This window comes from Kitasatospora sp. NPDC002551 (genome assembly GCF_040296005.1).
Classification (GTDB): Bacteria; Actinomycetota; Actinomycetes; order Streptomycetales; family Streptomycetaceae; genus Kitasatospora.
The window spans coordinates 55923-70292 of the sequence record NZ_JBEOWI010000018.1 but is presented as its reverse complement, the minus strand read 5'-3'; the positions used below and the strand labels follow the sequence as shown (position 1 = coordinate 70292).

Sequence of the window (14370 nt, the reverse complement as noted above, 5' to 3'; positions counted from 1 at the left end):
CCGAGCCGCGTGTCCGGCCGGGGTGGGCCGGACGGCCCTGCCCGTGGCCCGCGCGGTGGCGGACCATGGAGGCGGAGGCACCAGATGACCGCACGCAACCGCTTCCCGGTCCGGCACCCGACACGGAGGGCGAAGCCGGGCCCGCCGCCCGCCCCTCCGAAGCCCGCCGGCCGGGAACCGGGACGGCCGCCCGCGGGCCTGCGGCGGTGGCTGCTGCCGGTCGTCGTCGCGGTGCTCCTGATCCTCGTCCTGCTGACCCGGATGCCGTCGGGGACGGCCGACCGGTACTCCTACTCGGACTTCACCGGCCGGGTCGGCGCGGGCCAGGTCAAGACGGTCGAGATCACCGACAAGGGCGCCGTCAGCGGCACGCTGAAGGACGGCACGAAGTTCACCACGCAGATCCCGACCGCGCTGGACAGCAGCGGGCTCACCCGGCAACTGCAGGCGCAGCAGGTCGAGATCACGGCGAAGCCGACCGGCGGCGGCTCGGTGCTGACCACCCTGTTCGTCTTCCTGCCGCTGATCGTCCTGGTGGGGCTGTTCCTCTGGTCGGGGCGGGCGGCGACCAGGGCGATGACCGGCGGCCTCAGCGCGATCGGGCGGTCCCGGGCGAAGATCATCGAGGCCGAGCGGCCGCACACCCGGTTCGCCGACATCGCGGGCTACGAGGGGGTGAAGCAGGAGGTGAGCGAGGTCGTCGAGTACCTGCGCAGCCCCGGGCGGTACGCCGCCGCCGGCGCGAAGGGCCCACGCGGGGTGATCATGGTCGGCCCGCCCGGCACGGGAAAGACCCTGCTGGCGCGTGCGGTCGCCGGTGAGGCCGAGGTGCCGTTCCTCTCGGTGACCGGGTCGGCCTTCGTGGAGATGTTCGTGGGAGTCGGGGCCTCCCGGGTCCGCGACCTGTTCGAGGAGGCGCGCAAGAGGGCGCCGTCGATCATCTTCATCGACGAGATCGACGCCGTCGGCGCCCGGCGCGGCGGGGGAGCGCGCCTCGGCGGGAACGACGAGCGGGAACAGACCCTCAACCAACTGCTCGCCGAGATGGACGGCTTCGACCAGAGCGTCGGCATCGTGGTGCTCGCCGCGACCAACCGTCCCGACGCCCTCGATCCGGCCCTGCTGCGGCCCGGCCGCTTCGACCGGCAGGTCACGGTCCCGCTGCCGAACCAGGCGGAGCGGGCGGCCGTCCTCGCCGTCCACGCGCGGGGCAAGACGCTGGCCGGGGACGTCGACCTGGACCGCACCGCCCGGGCCACACCCGGGTTCTCCGGGGCGGACCTCGCCAACCTGGTGAACGAGGCCGCCATCAACGCCGTGCGCGCCGGCCGCACCGTCATCACGGCACAGGATCTGGACACCGCACGGGACCGGGTCCTGCTCGGCCGCCGGGAGTCCTCCAACGCCCTGCTCCCGGAGGAACGCCGAGCGGTCGCCGTGCACGAGTCCGGCCACGCCCTGATGGCCGCGCTCTGCGAGCACGCCGACCCGGTCGCCAAGGTCACCATCCTGCCGGCCGGCATGGCCCTCGGCGCGACCCAGCAGCTGCCCGAAGCCGAACGGCACCTCTACAGCCAGGGGTACCTGGAGGACCTGCTGGCCGTCCAGCTCGGCGGCCGGGCGGCGGAGCTGGTCGTCCTCGGCGAGGGCTCCAGCGGCGCCGCCGACGACCTCGCCAACGCCACCGTGGTCGCCACCCGCATGGTTCGCGAGTTCGGCCTCTCCGACGCCCTGGGCCCCGTCGGTTATGCCTCCGGCACACCCCAGTACCTCGGCGAGAGCGCCGAGGACCGGCTGCGCCGTCCCTACTCCGAGCAGACCCAGCACGCGGTGGACGAGGAGGTGGCACGACTGCTGCGGCGGGCGGAGCAGCGCGCCGTCGAGCTGCTGCGCGGCCACCGCCGGCAGCTGGACGAACTGGCCGGGCGGCTGATGGCGGAGGAGACGGTCGACGGGAAGGCCGTGCTCGCCATCCTCGGCGCCGAGCAGCCGCCGCCCATGTCGCTCCGCAAGCCGCGGGACCCCGGGGAGCGGGAATGACCACGGCGGGCCGGGGCGGTGTCGTCACCCGTGAGCGGATCGGCCGGGCGGGCACGCTCGTGCTCCGTCCGCCGGTCAGGCGCCGTGGTGGAGGCGGTCGGGGCCCGCCAGGGCGATTCCGTCCAGGGCCGCTTCGGCACGCAGGCCGGGAGTGAAGCCGGCTCCGCTGTAGCAGGCCGGCCGAGCGCGGCTCACGTCCGTGCCGCTCGCGCCGGGGCGCCGGATCGTGCAGGGCCGGTCGGTCCACCGTTCCGGTCCGACCGGGCGGGCCCGGCTCACCCGCTCCGCTCGGCGGCGGCCACGGCCCGCTTCACCGCGGCGAAGCTGTCCGGGCTGACGGAGATCGAGTCGATCCCGGCCGCGACCAGGAAGCGGGTGAAGTCCGGGTCGTTGCTGGGACGCTGTCCGCAGAGGCCGACGTGGCGGCCGGCCGCGTGGGCGGCGGCGATCAGGGACTCGATGCCGCGGGTGACGGCGGGGTCGCGCTCGTCGAAGAGGTGGGCGAGCAGGCCGGAGTCGCGGTCGACCCCGAGGGTGAGCTGGGTGAGGTCGTTGCTGCCGATCGAGAACCCGTCGAACCGCTCGGCGAACCGCTCCGCGAGCAGGATGTTCGCCGGGATCTCGGCCATGACGAAGACACGCAGGCCGTTCGCGCCCCGGGTGAGCCCGTTGTCGGCCATCACCGCGAGGACCCTGGTCGGCCTCCCGGGGGGTGCGGCAGAACGGGATCATCACCATGACGTTGGTCAGCCCGAGTTCGTCGCGGGCCCGGCGCAGCGCCCGGCACTCCAGGGCGAAGCCCTCGCGGTACCCGGGGTCGTAGTAGCGGCTCGCGCCGCGCCAGCCGATCATCGGGTTGGCCTCGTCCGGTTCGAACGGGCTGCCGCCGATCAGCCGGGCGTACTCGTTCGTCTTGAAGTCGCTGGTGCGCACCACCGGGTCCGGCCAGCGGGACGCGGCGATCCTGGCCACGCCGTGGGCGAGCCGGTCCACGAAGTACTCGGTGCGGTCCGGGTAGTCGAACGTCAGCTCGTCGACGCGCCGGCGGTCCCCGGCACAGAGCCGTTCGGGATGGACCAGGGCCATCGGGTGGATCCGCACCTGGTGCGCGACCACGAACTCGGTCCGGGCCAGCCCCACGCCGTCCGCCCCCCGCTGATCCCGTCCTTGGCCCACTCCAGATCCATCGGGCACCGGCGCCCGCGAGGTCGGAGCGGACCATCAGCTGGACGCCGACCGACAGCGCCACGGAGAGGTGGTCGAAGCCCATCCGCTCCCGGTAGTCGATCGCCCGGTCGGTGAACAGCGAGGCGAAGCAGCGCCGGCAGGCGTCCAGCAGCGCTCCGGCGCCCCGGACGTTGAGGAAGGTCTCCTGCCGGCCCGCGAAACTGGCCCCGGGCAGGTCCTCGGCGGTGGCGCTGCTGCGCACGGCGACGTCGGGATCCTCGCGGCCCGCCTCCCGGGCGAGCCGCCGGTACGCCTCGGTGATCTCCTCGGCCGTCTCCGGGGGCAGCGGCGCGGCCAGGACGGCGGACCGGATCGCGGCGCCGGCCTCCGCCAGCGGCACGCCCCGGTGCAGGCGCTCGACCTGCCGCGCGATCACCTCGCGCAGGCCTCCGGCGTCCAGCAGCTCCCGGTAGGCGTCGGCCGTGGTGGCGAAGCCGTCGGGGACCCGTACGCCGAGGGGGCCGAGCGCGGTGATCAGCTCACCGGGCGAGGCGTTCTTGCCTCCCACCACGCCGGTGTCCGCCCGGCGGAGTTCGCGGAAACGGATGACACGGCGCATGGCTGCCCCCGGTGTCTCGCCGAGTGCCCCGGACCGCACGGGGGCTCCGTTCCCTCCACGGTGCGCCACCGGACGGCCCGACGCCAGGGACCGCCGGCCCGGGACCCTGGCCCGCCGGGTCCCGCCGCGCAGGGCCGTTCGGCCCCGTGCGCCCCGGCCGCGGGCGCGCCAGGGTGGGGGAGCGGCAGCCCGGTACGCGATGCCGTCGCGCGGGAACCATGGAACGGCGCTCACCACGGGAGGTGGAACATGTCCGCTGCGGGCACGGCGGTGATCGAACTCAGATCGCTGACCAAACGGTACGGCCGGAGCGTCGGCGTCGACGGCCTGGACCTCGACATCGGAGCCGGCGAGGTGTTCGGCCTGCTCGGGCCGAACGGCGCGGGGAAGACCACGACCCTGCGCTGCCTGGTCGGCCTGCTCAAGCCGAGCGCCGGCGCGGTCCGCGTCCTCGGCCGGGACCCGGTGGCCGACCACCGCCGGGTGGCGCCCTCCATCGGCTACCTCCCGGGCGAGCTGCGGCTCTACCCCGAACTCACCGGGCGCCAGACCCTCGACCTGCTGGCGAACCTCCAGGGCGCCCCCGCCCCGCGGCAGGCCGAGCTCTGCGCCCGGCTGAGCCTGTCCCGGGCGGACCTGGACAAGACGGTCGGCGCGTACTCGCGCGGCATGAAGCAGAAGCTGGGCCTCGTCCAGGCCCTGCAGCACCGGCCGGCCCTGACCGTGCTCGACGAACCCACCGAGGGGCTGGACCCGCTGGTCCAGGAGGTGTTCTTCGAACTCCTCGCCGAGGAGACCGGGGCCGGCCGCACGGTGCTGCTCTCCAGCCACGTGCTGCCCGAGGTGCAGCGGGCCTGCGGCCGGGTGGCGATCATCCGCGGCGGGCGGCTGGTGGCCGTCCAGTCGGTCTCCGCGCTGCGCCGGGCCCGCGCCCGGCGGATCCGGCTGGTGCTGGCCGACGGGCTCGGCACGCGGCCGCTCGGCGCGGCGGAGCAGTGGTCGCCGCGCTGGGACGGCGACCGGGTGGAACTCCTGGTGCCCCCGGACGACCTCGTGGCGGCGGTGCGCGACCTGCTCGCCGCCCTGCCGGTCGGGGACCTCACCGTCGAGGAGGCCGGTCTGGACGAGGCGTTCCTCGACCTCTACCGGACCGGCGACGGGGCTTCCCCCGAGTCCGGGGCCAGCTCCGGCGACGGCCACGCCCCGGAGCAGCGGTCATGAGCCGGGCCACCGTCAGCCGACGGCTCCCGTTGCTCTGGCTGGCCCTGCACCGGCGCCGCCGGATGCTGCTCTCGCTGGTGCTCGGCATGGTCGTCTTCGAGGCGCTGATCGTCGTGATCACCGGCACCGTGCCGCCCACGGACCTGTTCGGCGGCACGGCGAACCCGCCCGACGCCTTCAAGGCGTTCAGCGGCTCCAACGGGGACGTCTCCATCGCCAGCTACCCCGGTCTGCTCGGCGCCGGGCTCACCCATCCCTTCTGGATCGCGCTCCAGCTGACCGCCATCGGCGCGCTGGGCGCGGCCGCGGTCGCCGCCGACGTCGAGTCCGGCACCATCGAGCTGCTGATGACCCGTCCGGTCTCCCGCCGCCGGCTGCTCGCCGAGCGGACCGCCGCGCTCGCCGCCGCGTCCGTCCTGCTGAACGCCGCGGCCACCGCCACGGTGGCGCTCGGTGTCGCCCTCTCACCCGACCTGCGGGCCGCCGTCCCGGTCGGCGGGGTGCTCGCCGCCGGGCTGCTGGGCTGCGGCTTCACGCTCTGCCTGACCGGGCCCGTGCTGGCCGTCTCGGCCGTCAGCCGCCGCCGGGCCCATGTGGTCGGCGCCGCGGTCGCCCTCGGCGCGGTCGGCTTCGCGCTCAACTTCGTGGCCCTCGCCTGGGCCCCCGCCGCGCCGCTGCGCTACCTCAGCCCCTTCCACTACTACACGCCCGGCGACGCCCTGGCCCACGGCAGCGTCCCGTGGGCCTCACTGGCGGTCCTGTGCGCCGTCGGCCTGGCCGGCCTGGCGGCCGCCTTCGCCCTGCTGGAGCGCCGCGACCTGGCGATCTGACGCGACCCGGCGCTCCGGGCGGGCGGACGGCGCGGGTGGCGGATCGCCCCGGTGCCGCCCGTGGCCGGCGGCGATCCGCCCGGCGTGCGCGACCAGCTCCGCGGCCGCCCGTTCGCCGACCCCGAGGGCTTCGTCGAGGCGCCGGGCGCTCCAGCCGTGGCGGGCCAGGAGGACGGGCAGGCCGTGGTGTCCTGGCTCCCCGGCGGGGACCGGCGCGGGGACCGGCGCCGTCACCGGCGCGGGGCGGTGACGGCGTACGGTGGCGCGGCGCAGCTCGTCCGCACCCCAGACCAGGAAGGGGAACGGTGTCACGGTCAGCAGCTGTGCCGGGGAGAGCGCGGCCGTGCCGAACACCCCGTGCAGTGCGGGCAGGTAGACGATCGCCGCGGCGAAGGCGAGCGAGAAGCCGATGCCGCCCAGCAGCCGGCGGTTGCCGAGCACACCGACCGACCGCAGCGAGGCCCGGTCGGTGCGGGCCGCGAAGGCGGTGCCGATCTGGCAGGCGACGATGCCCAGCCAGGCGACCGTGGTGGCCTGGCGGTAGACCTCGTGCAACGGCGTACCGGGACCGGTCGGGTCGCCGGGGTGCCAGCCGCCGCGGCCCAGGGTCAGCAGGAACCCGCCCATGACGAGGGCGGCGGAGATCAGGCCGAGGAACCCCCAGGCACGGGCGAGCATGCCCGGCCGGATCACCCGCTCCGCGCGGGGCCGCGGCGGCCGGTCCATGAGCCCGGGCTCGGCGCGTTCCCGGCCGAGGGCGAGAGCCGGAAGGGTGTCCGTGCCCAGGTCGACGGCGAGGATCTGCAGGCGCGCGTCCGCCGGGATCCGGTCGCCCTCCTCGACGACCAGCACGTCACCGGGAACCAGGTCGCGGGCCGGCACCCGCCCGCGCCGGCCGTCGCGCACCACCGACGACAGGTCGGGCAGGAACCCGGACAGGGCCTCCACCGCGCGTTCCGCCTGGCGCTCCTGCGCGAAGGCCAGCAGGGCGTTGAGCAGGATCACCGCCGCGATCGCCACCGCCAGGGCGGGGGAGGAGCTGACGGCGGCCAGCACCGCGGCCAGCGCCAGCAGCACCGCGAGCGGATGGGTGAACTGCTGGACCAGTTCCCCGGGCCACCGCCGCCGCTCGTGCCGGGCGAGGACGTTGGGGCCGTGCACCACCAGACGGTGACCGGCCTCGCGCGCGGTCAGGCCGTCGGGCGACGTCCGGAGGTCCCGCAGGAGCAGGGCGAGGGGTTCCCGGGGATCGGGCGCGGCCCGGTCCTCCGGGGGGCCGGGCCGCGCCGCGGCCGGTGTGCTGCCGGACACGCCGCGTCGGCGCTCAGCCGTCGTCGCGGGGCTCGTTGGCCGCGGCGTCGGTGCGGCCGGCGTGCAGCAACTGCTGCCCGAGGTCGATCAGGGCCCGGGCGGCCGCGTACTCGTCGCCGATCTCCGGCACCGGCGGGTCCTGCGGGTTGCGGTGCGCCTCGGTGCGGCTGTGCAGGGTGGTGTCCCCGGTGTCGAGGACGGCGTGGACCTTGGTCACGTCGCCCTCCTCGAACAGGTCGAGCCGAAGGGCCCAGCGCTTGGTGCGCATCGGCGTCGTGGTGGCGTTGGCGGTCATGGCCGTTCGGTCCTTTCGAACGCGGGGGTGCGGCGGGCGGAGGGCGGGCCGGGGAAGGGACGCGGGCCCGTCGCGCGCCCGGTGGTCGCCGTCAGACGAGGCCGGCGCCCCAGGCGCGGGCGCGGTCCAGTTCGCCCGCGCGCAGCGGGCCGTCGGCGCCCTCGACGACGAAGCCCTCGGGCTCGGCGACGATGTCGTAGTGGTGGTGTTCGAGGCGGTGGGCGATGCCCGGTGCGGCGCCGCCGCTGCCGGTGCCGGCGCCCCGGGTGTCGAAGGCGGCGGCGTAGGTGCCGGGCTCGGTGTCGGGCAGGTGGCGGAACCAGGTGCGCAGGCCCTCGCCCTCGGCGGTGTCGTGGGCCTCCCGGGCGGCTTCCTCGTGGCCTTCCTTCTTCGCCTCCGCACTGGCGGCCATCCGGCGGCTGAGGCCGGAGGACATGCCGCGCATGTGGGTCGGTCCGCCGACCACCAGCAGGTCCGCGGACCGGGCGAGTTCGGCGGAGGCCCGGGCCACCGGCAGGCAGTCGACGGCCGCGCCGGGGTCGGCTTCGTGGACGCCCTCGGCGATCGCCTCGGCGATCTCGCGGGTGTTGCCGTACATGCTCTCGTACACGATCACGGTGTGCATGGCTGTCACCTCTCGTCGGTGTCGCACCGGTCGTCACCTCCAGGCTGGCCCCGTGACCGGTGCCGGGGGTTGGGCCGTTCGGTCCGGAGCGGCCGCCGAACGGCCCGGCTGCGGCGGCCCGGTGGTCAGTCGTACGGGACGACGGCCACCGGGCAGCCGACGTGGTGGACGGCGGCGTGCGCCACCGGCCCCAGGTGCGGGCCGAACGGCCGGCGCCGCACGCGGCGTCCCACCACGACCAGGCCGGCCGTCGCCGAGGCGTCGACCAGGGCGTCGGCGGCCGCGGCGTGCACCAGCTCGGCCGTCGCGTCCACCTGGGGGAATCGGTCGCGCCAGGGGGCCGCCAGGGCGTCCAGCAGGTCCCGGTCGACCGCCGACAGGTCCCGCTCGGTGCCCTCGACCGCCGTGGCGGAGAGGTACTCGCTGCCGAGCGGCGGCTGCCAGCCGTGGACGATCCGCAGCCGGGCCGAGCGCAGGGCGGCGGCCTCGAAGGCGAAGGCGAGGAGTCCGTCGCACGGGTGCGCCAGGCCGACGCCGACGACGACGTCCCGCACGGCCTTCCCGTCAGGTTCGGCCCCGCCGGCGCGCACCAGCACCACCGGGCAGGCGGCCCTGCGCAGCACCTGCTGGCTCACCGAGCCGACCAGGAAGCCGTGCACGGTACCCAGCCCCCGGGAGCCGAGCGCCAGCACGGTGGCGTCCCGCCCGGCCGCCGTGAGGGCCTCGACGGGGTCCTCGGGGACGTGCGCGGAGCCGACCTCGGTCCCGGCGAGTTCGGCCCGCAGCTCCGCCTCGCGGGCCGCGAGCCGCTGCCGGCTCCAGCGGATCGCCTCGTCGGTGCCGAGCACGTCGGTCTTCGGCCAGGGCCAGGCCTGGAGCAGTTCGAGCGGCAACTCGCGCCGCCGCGCCTCGCGCGCCGCCCAGTCGGTGGCGGCCAGGCTCTCGGGCGAGTCGTCGAATCCGACGACGACGGGTCCGTTCACGGTGCTCTCCCAGGAATGATCGGCCAGGGGTCAGCCGGCCTCGTCGGACGGCAGCGGGACGGTGACGACGGGGCAGCGGGCGCGGCGGAGCAGCCCGTGCGGCACGGAGCCCAGCCGCATGCCGGTGAACCCGCCGGAGCCCCGCCGTCCGACCACCACGGCGAGCGCGTGCTCGGACGCCCGTGCCAGTTCCTCGACGGGATGGCCGTGCAGCACCTCGTGGGTGAGGTGCGGTCCGGGGTCCGTCGCCCGCAGGCCCGCGGTGGCCTCGGACAGGAGCCGCCGCGGCTCCGCCTCGGCCTCGTCCGGGGCGGTCCGGCCGCCGAGCGGGCCGCTGCTGCGGACCAGGACGGCGCGCAGATCGGCGCCGCGCCGGTCGGCGAGGCCGTGTGCGAAGCGGACGGCGGCGGCCGAGGTCGGACTGCCGTCCACGCCGACCACGACGTAGGGCCGTTCCTGGGTGACGTGCTCCGGGCCGGGCACCACGACCACCGGGCAGTGGGCCTGGGCGCTCACCGGGACGGTCACCGAGGCGAGGCTCAGCACCTCCTCGACCCGGCTCAGCCGCCGGGTGCCGAGGACGACCAGCGAGGCGTGCGCCGACTCCCGGCACAGCGCCGGCGCCGGCACGTCCTCGGCGACCACGGTGGTGACCGTCAGCCCCGGGTGCCGGGCGCGGGCCGCCGCGGCGGCCCGTCCGAGCGCCCGGTCGGCGCGCTCGCGCAGCGCCTTGTGGTAGCGGCCCTCGTCGAACGGCCGGAACTCGCGGACCACCGAGGGGACCGCGTGGACCAGCCGCAGCGGCAGTCCGCGGCGGTGGGCCTCGTCGGCGGCCCAGGCGGTGGCCATCGGCCCGGGGTCGGTGTCCACCCCGAGAACGACCGGGGCGCTTCCGTGGCCGGGGGTCGTGGCTGTCATGGTTCCTCCACATCGTCGGGCTCACCACCGGACGGTGGCGCCGTCGGGCCGCGTTCCCATGCCGCGCGGGGCGTCGTGCGGCCGGGAGGGGCCGGCGGCACCGGCCCGCGGATCCGCTCCTCGATACCGCGGCGGACCGCGGCGGTGTACCGGCGCAGCCGGTCGGACGGCGTGGCCGCGGGAGCCCGCGGCGCGACGATCCGCCGGGCCGCCGCGGGCAGTCCGGCGAGGTCCGCCTCGAACACGGCCCGCGCCCCGGCGAGCGTCGGCGGCGGGCCGGTCCGCTCGCCGTGCGCCATGACCGTCCGCAGCAGCGGCGCGGTGTCCGGCGGCGCCGGCTCGTCGGCGAGCGCGACGGTGTCGGTGAATCCGGGGCCCCGGTGGACCTGCTTGGCGCCGGGGGCGCTGATCTTTCCGGTCGAGAGCTTCATCATCGGCCGCCCGTCGTAGGCCACCAGTTTGTACGCCGCGTCCAGGTACGGCGCGTCGGCCGACACCCCCACCAGGGTGTCGACCGCGAAGGTGTCGATCGGCGCCCGGTCGCGCACCAGCCGCTCGATCGCGTACTCGCCCAGCCCGCCGCTGGCGGTGACGGCCACCCGGACCAGCCCGGCCTCGTCCAGGATCCGCCGGGCCGTGACCGCGAGCGCGCCCAGGTCGCCGCTGTCGAGCCGGACCGCGCAGCCCTCCTGCAGCCCCAGCTCGCGCAGCACCCGCGCGGCCGTCGCGACCCCGCCGGCGGTGTCGTAGGTGTCGACCAGGAGGGTGAGCGGCCCCGGGTGGGCGCGGGCGAAGGCCCGGAACGCGGCCGCCTCGTCGCCGAAGGCCTCGACGTACGAGTGCGCCATGGTGCCGACCGCCCTCAGCCCGTGCGCGTGGGCCGCCGCCACGTTGCTCGTCCCGGCGAACCCGACCAGGGCGCCCAGCCGGGCGGCCCGGTCGGCGGCCGACACGCCGTGGGTGCGCCGCAACGAGAAGTCGACCACCGGACGCCCCCGCGCGGCCAGGACGCACCGCGCGGCCTTCGAGGCCACCGCCCGGCGGGCCCCGGGGCGTCCGTGGCCGCGCCGGAAGACTGGGCTTGAGGCCGGCGGAACCGCGGGCCCCGCCCCGAGGAGGTGCGTCATGGCCGCGCAGCAGCACCGTCCGGTCGCGCACACGCCGCTCCGTTCCCGGCTTCGCCGCGCCTCCGGTCTGGACCACAATCCACTGTGCCGACCGGTCGACCGGGCCCGAAGCCGCCTGGTGCTGGCCCTGCCGGTCGTCCTCGCCGCGCTGCTCGCCGTGAGCGCGGCGGTCGCCGTCCTGGTGTTCCGGGCGGAGACCCGCAGCGAGCGGGAGGCGGCCCGCCATCGGCACGCCGTCGTGGCGACGACGGTCGGCCCGGCCGTGCCGGACGACCTGAGGACCGGAAGCTCCGGGGCGCGCGCCCCCGCCCGGTGGAGCTACCCCACCGGCCCCGGTGCAGGCACCATCCGGGTGAGCACCGGAACGCCGGTCGGGACGGCGGTACCGATCCACGTGGACGACAACGGCGCCCCGACTGCGGGGGCCCGCGACACCACCGCGATCCTCTCGGACGCGGGGATCCTCGGCCTCGGGACGGCGGCCGGCCTCACCTCGCTCGCCGTCCTCGGCTGCACCGTGCACCGCCGGGCACTGGACCGGCGGGCCGAACGGAGCTGGGAGCCCGAATGGGAGCGGGTGGAACCGCTGTGGACGCAGCGCCGCTGAGCCGTTCCGGTGACCCGGGCCGCAGGTGACCCCGGCGGCAGGGCGCCGGTTCAGAGCCGGAACACCGCGACCCCGCCGGGCCGCAGGGTCGCCGTGGTCCCGCGGCAGCGGACCCGGACCGGGTCGGCGCCGTCCTCGCGCAGGCGCACCGTGGCCGTGTGCCGGTCGACCGTGATCACCATGCCCTGGTGGCCCCGGTAGCGCAGTTCCAGTTCCAGCCGGCCGAGCGCCGACGGCAGGTGCGGGTCCAGCCGCAGCGCGTCCTCGCCGATCTCCAGCCCGGTGTAGCAGCGCTGCAGCAGGTCGACGGCCCCGGCCATGGCGCCGAGGTGGACGCCCTCCGCCGTCGTGCCGTGCTGACTGTCCCGGATATCGGCCACCAGGGCGTCGCGGAAGTACCGCCAGGAGGCCCGGCGGTCGGCGCGGGTGAGCACCCAGGCGTGGACGACCGAGCTGAGCGTCGAGCCGTGCACGGTGCGCCGCAGGTAGTAGGCCGTGGTGCGGCGGAACAGCTCGTGCGGGGCCGGGTGGCCCAGGTGCCGGAGCAGGTCGCGGACCTCGCGGGCGGAGAACAGGTACCAGAGCATCAGCGCGTCCGCCTGCTTCGAGGCCTGGTACCGGTTGACGGTGTCGCCCTCGGCCTCCAGGATCCGGTCGAGCCGGCGCAGGTCGGTGTAGCGCTGCCGGTAGGCCGCCCAGTCGAGTTCGGCGAGCCGCTCGTAGCCGTCGAACTGGCTCAGCACACCCCGGTGGAAGGGGACGTGCAGCCGCCGGCCGATCTCCTGCCAGCGGTCGAGCTCCAGGGCGTCCAGGGCGAGCCGTTCACGCAGTTCGCCGCACCGGTACCCGGGCAGCACCCGCAGGGTGTCGGCGGCCCGGGCCAGCACCCAGGAGGCCAGGACGTTGGTGTAGGCGTTGTCGTCCAGCCCGGGGCGGTCGGCGCCGGGGTAGGCGTCGTGGTACTCGTCGGGCCCGAGCACGCCCCGGATCGACCAGCGCCCCCGGTCGCGGTCGTACGCCGCCGCGGACGACCAGAAGCGGGCGATCTCCAGCAGCGTCTCGGCGCCCGCCGAGGAGAGGAACTCCAGGTCGCCGGTGGCCTCGTAGTACTTCCAGATGTTGTAGGCCACCGCCGAGCCGACGTGCCGCTGCAGGTGGCTGTGGTCCGGCAGCCAGCGGCCGGACAGCGGGTTGAGGTGGAGCTGCTGGGACTCCTCACGGCCGTCGCTCGCGCTCTGCCACGGGTACATCGCGCCGTGGAAGCCGGCCTCGTGCGCGGCCCGCCGGGCGGCGTCCAGGCGGCGGTGGCGGTAGCGCAGCACCGAGCGGGCCAGCTCCGGGAGGCGAAGGTCCAGCAGCCGGAGCACGAACAGCTCGTCCCAGAAGACGTGCCCCCGGTACGCCTCGCCGTGCAGACCGCGCGCCGGGACGCCGACGTCCAGGTCCACCGAGTGCTCCGAGTAGCTCTGCAACAGGTGGAACAGGGCCAGGTGCAGCGGTCCGGCGCCGTCGAAGTCCGCCTCGATCCGGCAGTGGCGCCACAGCTCCGTCCAGCGCCGCGCGTGCTCGGCGAGCAGCTCGGCGAAGCTCCCGGCCCCGGCGGCGAGCATCAGGGAGGCGGCCAGTGGGGTCTCGATCGCCGGGTCGCGGGAGGTGTGCACGGCCACCACCTTCTCGACCGCGACCGGGCGGCCTCGGCGCAGCTCCAGCATCCGCAGCTCGGCCGCCCGGCCGTCCCCGTGCTCGTGCGTGACGGCGAGGGTGCCGCGCGGCGCCCTGGTCCGGGCGGCCAGGGCGATCCGCAGCGGCGCGTCGGGCGCCGCGACCTCCACCCAGCACAGCCCGTCCCCGTCCACGCCCTGCCCGGCCGGGAGGAGGTGGCGGTCGGCCAGCCCCCGGTAGCGGGCGACGCCCCGGTTGGCGACCACGCCGTCCAGCGCCGAGCGGACCTCCAGCGGCCCGGACCAGTTCTCCGCCGTGAACGTGCTCTTCAGCGCGACCAGGTGCGGTGAGGCCTGACTGGCGAACCGCCGCTGCACCAGTTCGGTCCGCCGCCCCCGCCCGTCCACCACGAGGGCGGTGCGGGTCAGCACGCCCCGGCGCAGGTCCAGCTCCAGGGTCTGCCCGGCCGGAGGACCGGCGAACCACGCGTCCCCCGGGGCCCGGAAGGTCAGCGGCAGCCAGTTCGGGGCGTTGACCAGGTCCTCGTTGGTGACCGACCGGCCCGCCACGGTCGAGACCGCGCGGTGGTAGCAGCCGGCCAGGTACGTCCCCGGGTAGTGCACGCCGTCGGCGACCGCCTCCGGCGCGGCACCGCGGGTCACCAGGTACCCGTTGCCGACCGCGCACAGGGCCTCCCGCAGCCCCTCCTCGGCGGGGTCGAAGCCCTCGTAACGCAGGACCCACGGGTCCGGCATCACCGGGCGCCCCGCGGGCGGGCGTGCTTCCACGGGGGATCACCTCCCTGCCGAGCGGTCGTCTCCCAGTCTGCGCACCGCCCGCCCGCCCCGCCCGCCGGGGCCGGTCGGCCCTGGCCGGAACGGGAGGGTCCGGGGACGCTGGAAGGGTCCGGCCGGGAGCGCGGCGAAGCGCCCGGCAGCGCCCGGCGAACGGGCCGAGGAGGCTCC

General features: G+C 76.3%; 12 protein-coding genes and 2 pseudogenes. 4 read left to right on the top strand and 10 right to left on the bottom strand.

Annotated features, from left to right (window positions below; genetic code table 11):
- Positions 1–84 precede the first annotated feature (84 nt).
- Positions 85–2040, top strand: a complete 1956-nt coding sequence (gene ftsH, locus ABT093_RS17715; protein ID WP_350565169.1) for an ATP-dependent zinc metalloprotease FtsH — start codon at positions 85–87, stop codon at positions 2038–2040.
- Positions 2041–2315: 275 nt separating this feature from the next.
- Here ftsH and ABT093_RS40985 read toward each other — a convergent pair whose 3' ends face one another.
- The 3 genes and pseudogenes from ABT093_RS40985 to ABT093_RS40975 form a co-directional block, all read right to left on the bottom strand.
- On the bottom strand, positions 2316–2720 hold the full coding sequence (locus ABT093_RS40985) for a putative PEP-binding protein (protein WP_502884251.1): 405 nt from the start codon (positions 2718–2720) through the stop codon (positions 2316–2318).
- A 73-nt stretch (positions 2721–2793) separates the two neighbouring features.
- A pseudogene (locus tag ABT093_RS40980) lies at positions 2794–3141 on the bottom strand (putative PEP-binding protein); the annotation flags it as partial.
- Between the two features lie 157 nt (positions 3142–3298).
- Positions 3299–3826, bottom strand: a pseudogene (locus tag ABT093_RS40975) (PEP/pyruvate-binding domain-containing protein); the annotation flags it as partial.
- 249 nt (positions 3827–4075) lie between these two features.
- Between ABT093_RS40975 and ABT093_RS17705 the strand changes: the two are divergent.
- Both ABT093_RS17705 and ABT093_RS17700 read left to right on the top strand, forming a co-directional pair.
- The gene (locus tag ABT093_RS17705) at positions 4076–5047 is read left to right on the top strand and encodes an ABC transporter ATP-binding protein (RefSeq protein WP_350565167.1); all 972 of its coding nucleotides are present in this window, start codon (positions 4076–4078) and stop codon (positions 5045–5047) included.
- On the top strand, positions 5044–5877 hold the full coding sequence (locus ABT093_RS17700) for an ABC transporter permease subunit (protein ID WP_350565165.1): 834 nt from the start codon (positions 5044–5046) through the stop codon (positions 5875–5877). Before ABT093_RS17705 ends, ABT093_RS17700 begins: the two co-directional genes overlap by 4 nt.
- On the opposite strand, the gene ABT093_RS17695 is transcribed toward ABT093_RS17700, so the two are convergent.
- From ABT093_RS17695 to ABT093_RS17670, 6 genes are all read right to left on the bottom strand, one after another.
- Positions 5794–7188 (bottom strand): cation-translocating P-type ATPase C-terminal domain-containing protein, encoded by a 1395-nt coding sequence (locus ABT093_RS17695; RefSeq protein ID WP_350565163.1) that lies wholly within the window; start codon positions 7186–7188, stop codon positions 5794–5796. The two genes, ABT093_RS17700 and ABT093_RS17695, sit on opposite strands and share 84 nt — an antisense overlap.
- 13 nt (positions 7189–7201) lie before the next feature.
- Positions 7202–7483 (bottom strand): dsRBD fold-containing protein, encoded by a 282-nt coding sequence (locus ABT093_RS17690; protein WP_350565162.1) that lies wholly within the window; start codon positions 7481–7483, stop codon positions 7202–7204.
- Positions 7484–7574: 91 nt separating this feature from the next.
- Complete coding sequence (locus ABT093_RS17685; RefSeq protein ID WP_350565160.1) at positions 7575–8108, bottom strand: flavodoxin family protein; 534 nt, start codon at positions 8106–8108, stop codon at positions 7575–7577.
- Between the two features lie 125 nt (positions 8109–8233).
- Positions 8234–9091 (bottom strand): universal stress protein, encoded by an 858-nt coding sequence (locus tag ABT093_RS17680; RefSeq protein ID WP_350565158.1) that lies wholly within the window; start codon positions 9089–9091, stop codon positions 8234–8236.
- A 30-nt stretch (positions 9092–9121) separates the two neighbouring features.
- Positions 9122–10009, bottom strand: a complete 888-nt coding sequence (locus ABT093_RS17675) for a universal stress protein (RefSeq protein WP_350565156.1) — start codon at positions 10007–10009, stop codon at positions 9122–9124.
- Positions 10006–10995: a nicotinate phosphoribosyltransferase gene (locus tag ABT093_RS17670; protein ID WP_502884246.1), complete on the bottom strand. Its 990-nt coding sequence runs from the start codon at positions 10993–10995 to the stop codon at positions 10006–10008. The genes ABT093_RS17675 and ABT093_RS17670 overlap by 4 nt, the downstream gene beginning before the upstream one ends.
- Before the next feature lie 139 nt (positions 10996–11134).
- Between ABT093_RS17670 and ABT093_RS17665 the strand changes: the two genes are divergently transcribed.
- On the top strand, positions 11135–11743 hold the full coding sequence (locus ABT093_RS17665; protein WP_350565154.1) for an Rv1733c family protein: 609 nt from the start codon (positions 11135–11137) through the stop codon (positions 11741–11743).
- 50 nt (positions 11744–11793) lie between these two features.
- Here ABT093_RS17665 and ABT093_RS17660 read toward each other — a convergent pair whose 3' ends face one another.
- Positions 11794–14193 carry a glycoside hydrolase family 65 protein gene (locus ABT093_RS17660; protein WP_350565152.1) on the bottom strand — a complete coding sequence of 800 codons (2400 nt, stop codon included), beginning with the start codon at positions 14191–14193 and terminating at the stop codon, positions 11794–11796.
- Positions 14194–14370 lie beyond the last annotated feature (177 nt).

Bases quoted from the DNA above. Each gene is read 5' to 3' on its own strand.
- ftsH (WP_350565169.1), top strand. From the start codon at position 85: ATGACCGCACGCAACCGCTTCCCGGTCCGGCACCCGACACGGAGGGCG.
- ABT093_RS40985 (WP_502884251.1), bottom strand. From the start codon at position 2,720: ATGGCCGACAACGGGCTCACCCGGGGCGCGAACGGCCTGCGTGTCTTC.
- ABT093_RS17705 (WP_350565167.1), top strand. From the start codon at position 4,076: ATGTCCGCTGCGGGCACGGCGGTGATCGAACTCAGATCGCTGACCAAA.
- ABT093_RS17700 (WP_350565165.1), top strand. From the start codon at position 5,044: ATGAGCCGGGCCACCGTCAGCCGACGGCTCCCGTTGCTCTGGCTGGCC.
- ABT093_RS17690 (WP_350565162.1), bottom strand. From the start codon at position 7,483: ATGACCGCCAACGCCACCACGACGCCGATGCGCACCAAGCGCTGGGCC.
- ABT093_RS17685 (WP_350565160.1), bottom strand. From the start codon at position 8,108: ATGCACACCGTGATCGTGTACGAGAGCATGTACGGCAACACCCGCGAG.
- ABT093_RS17675 (WP_350565156.1), bottom strand. From the start codon at position 10,009: ATGACAGCCACGACCCCCGGCCACGGAAGCGCCCCGGTCGTTCTCGGG.
- ABT093_RS17665 (WP_350565154.1), top strand. From the start codon at position 11,135: ATGGCCGCGCAGCAGCACCGTCCGGTCGCGCACACGCCGCTCCGTTCC.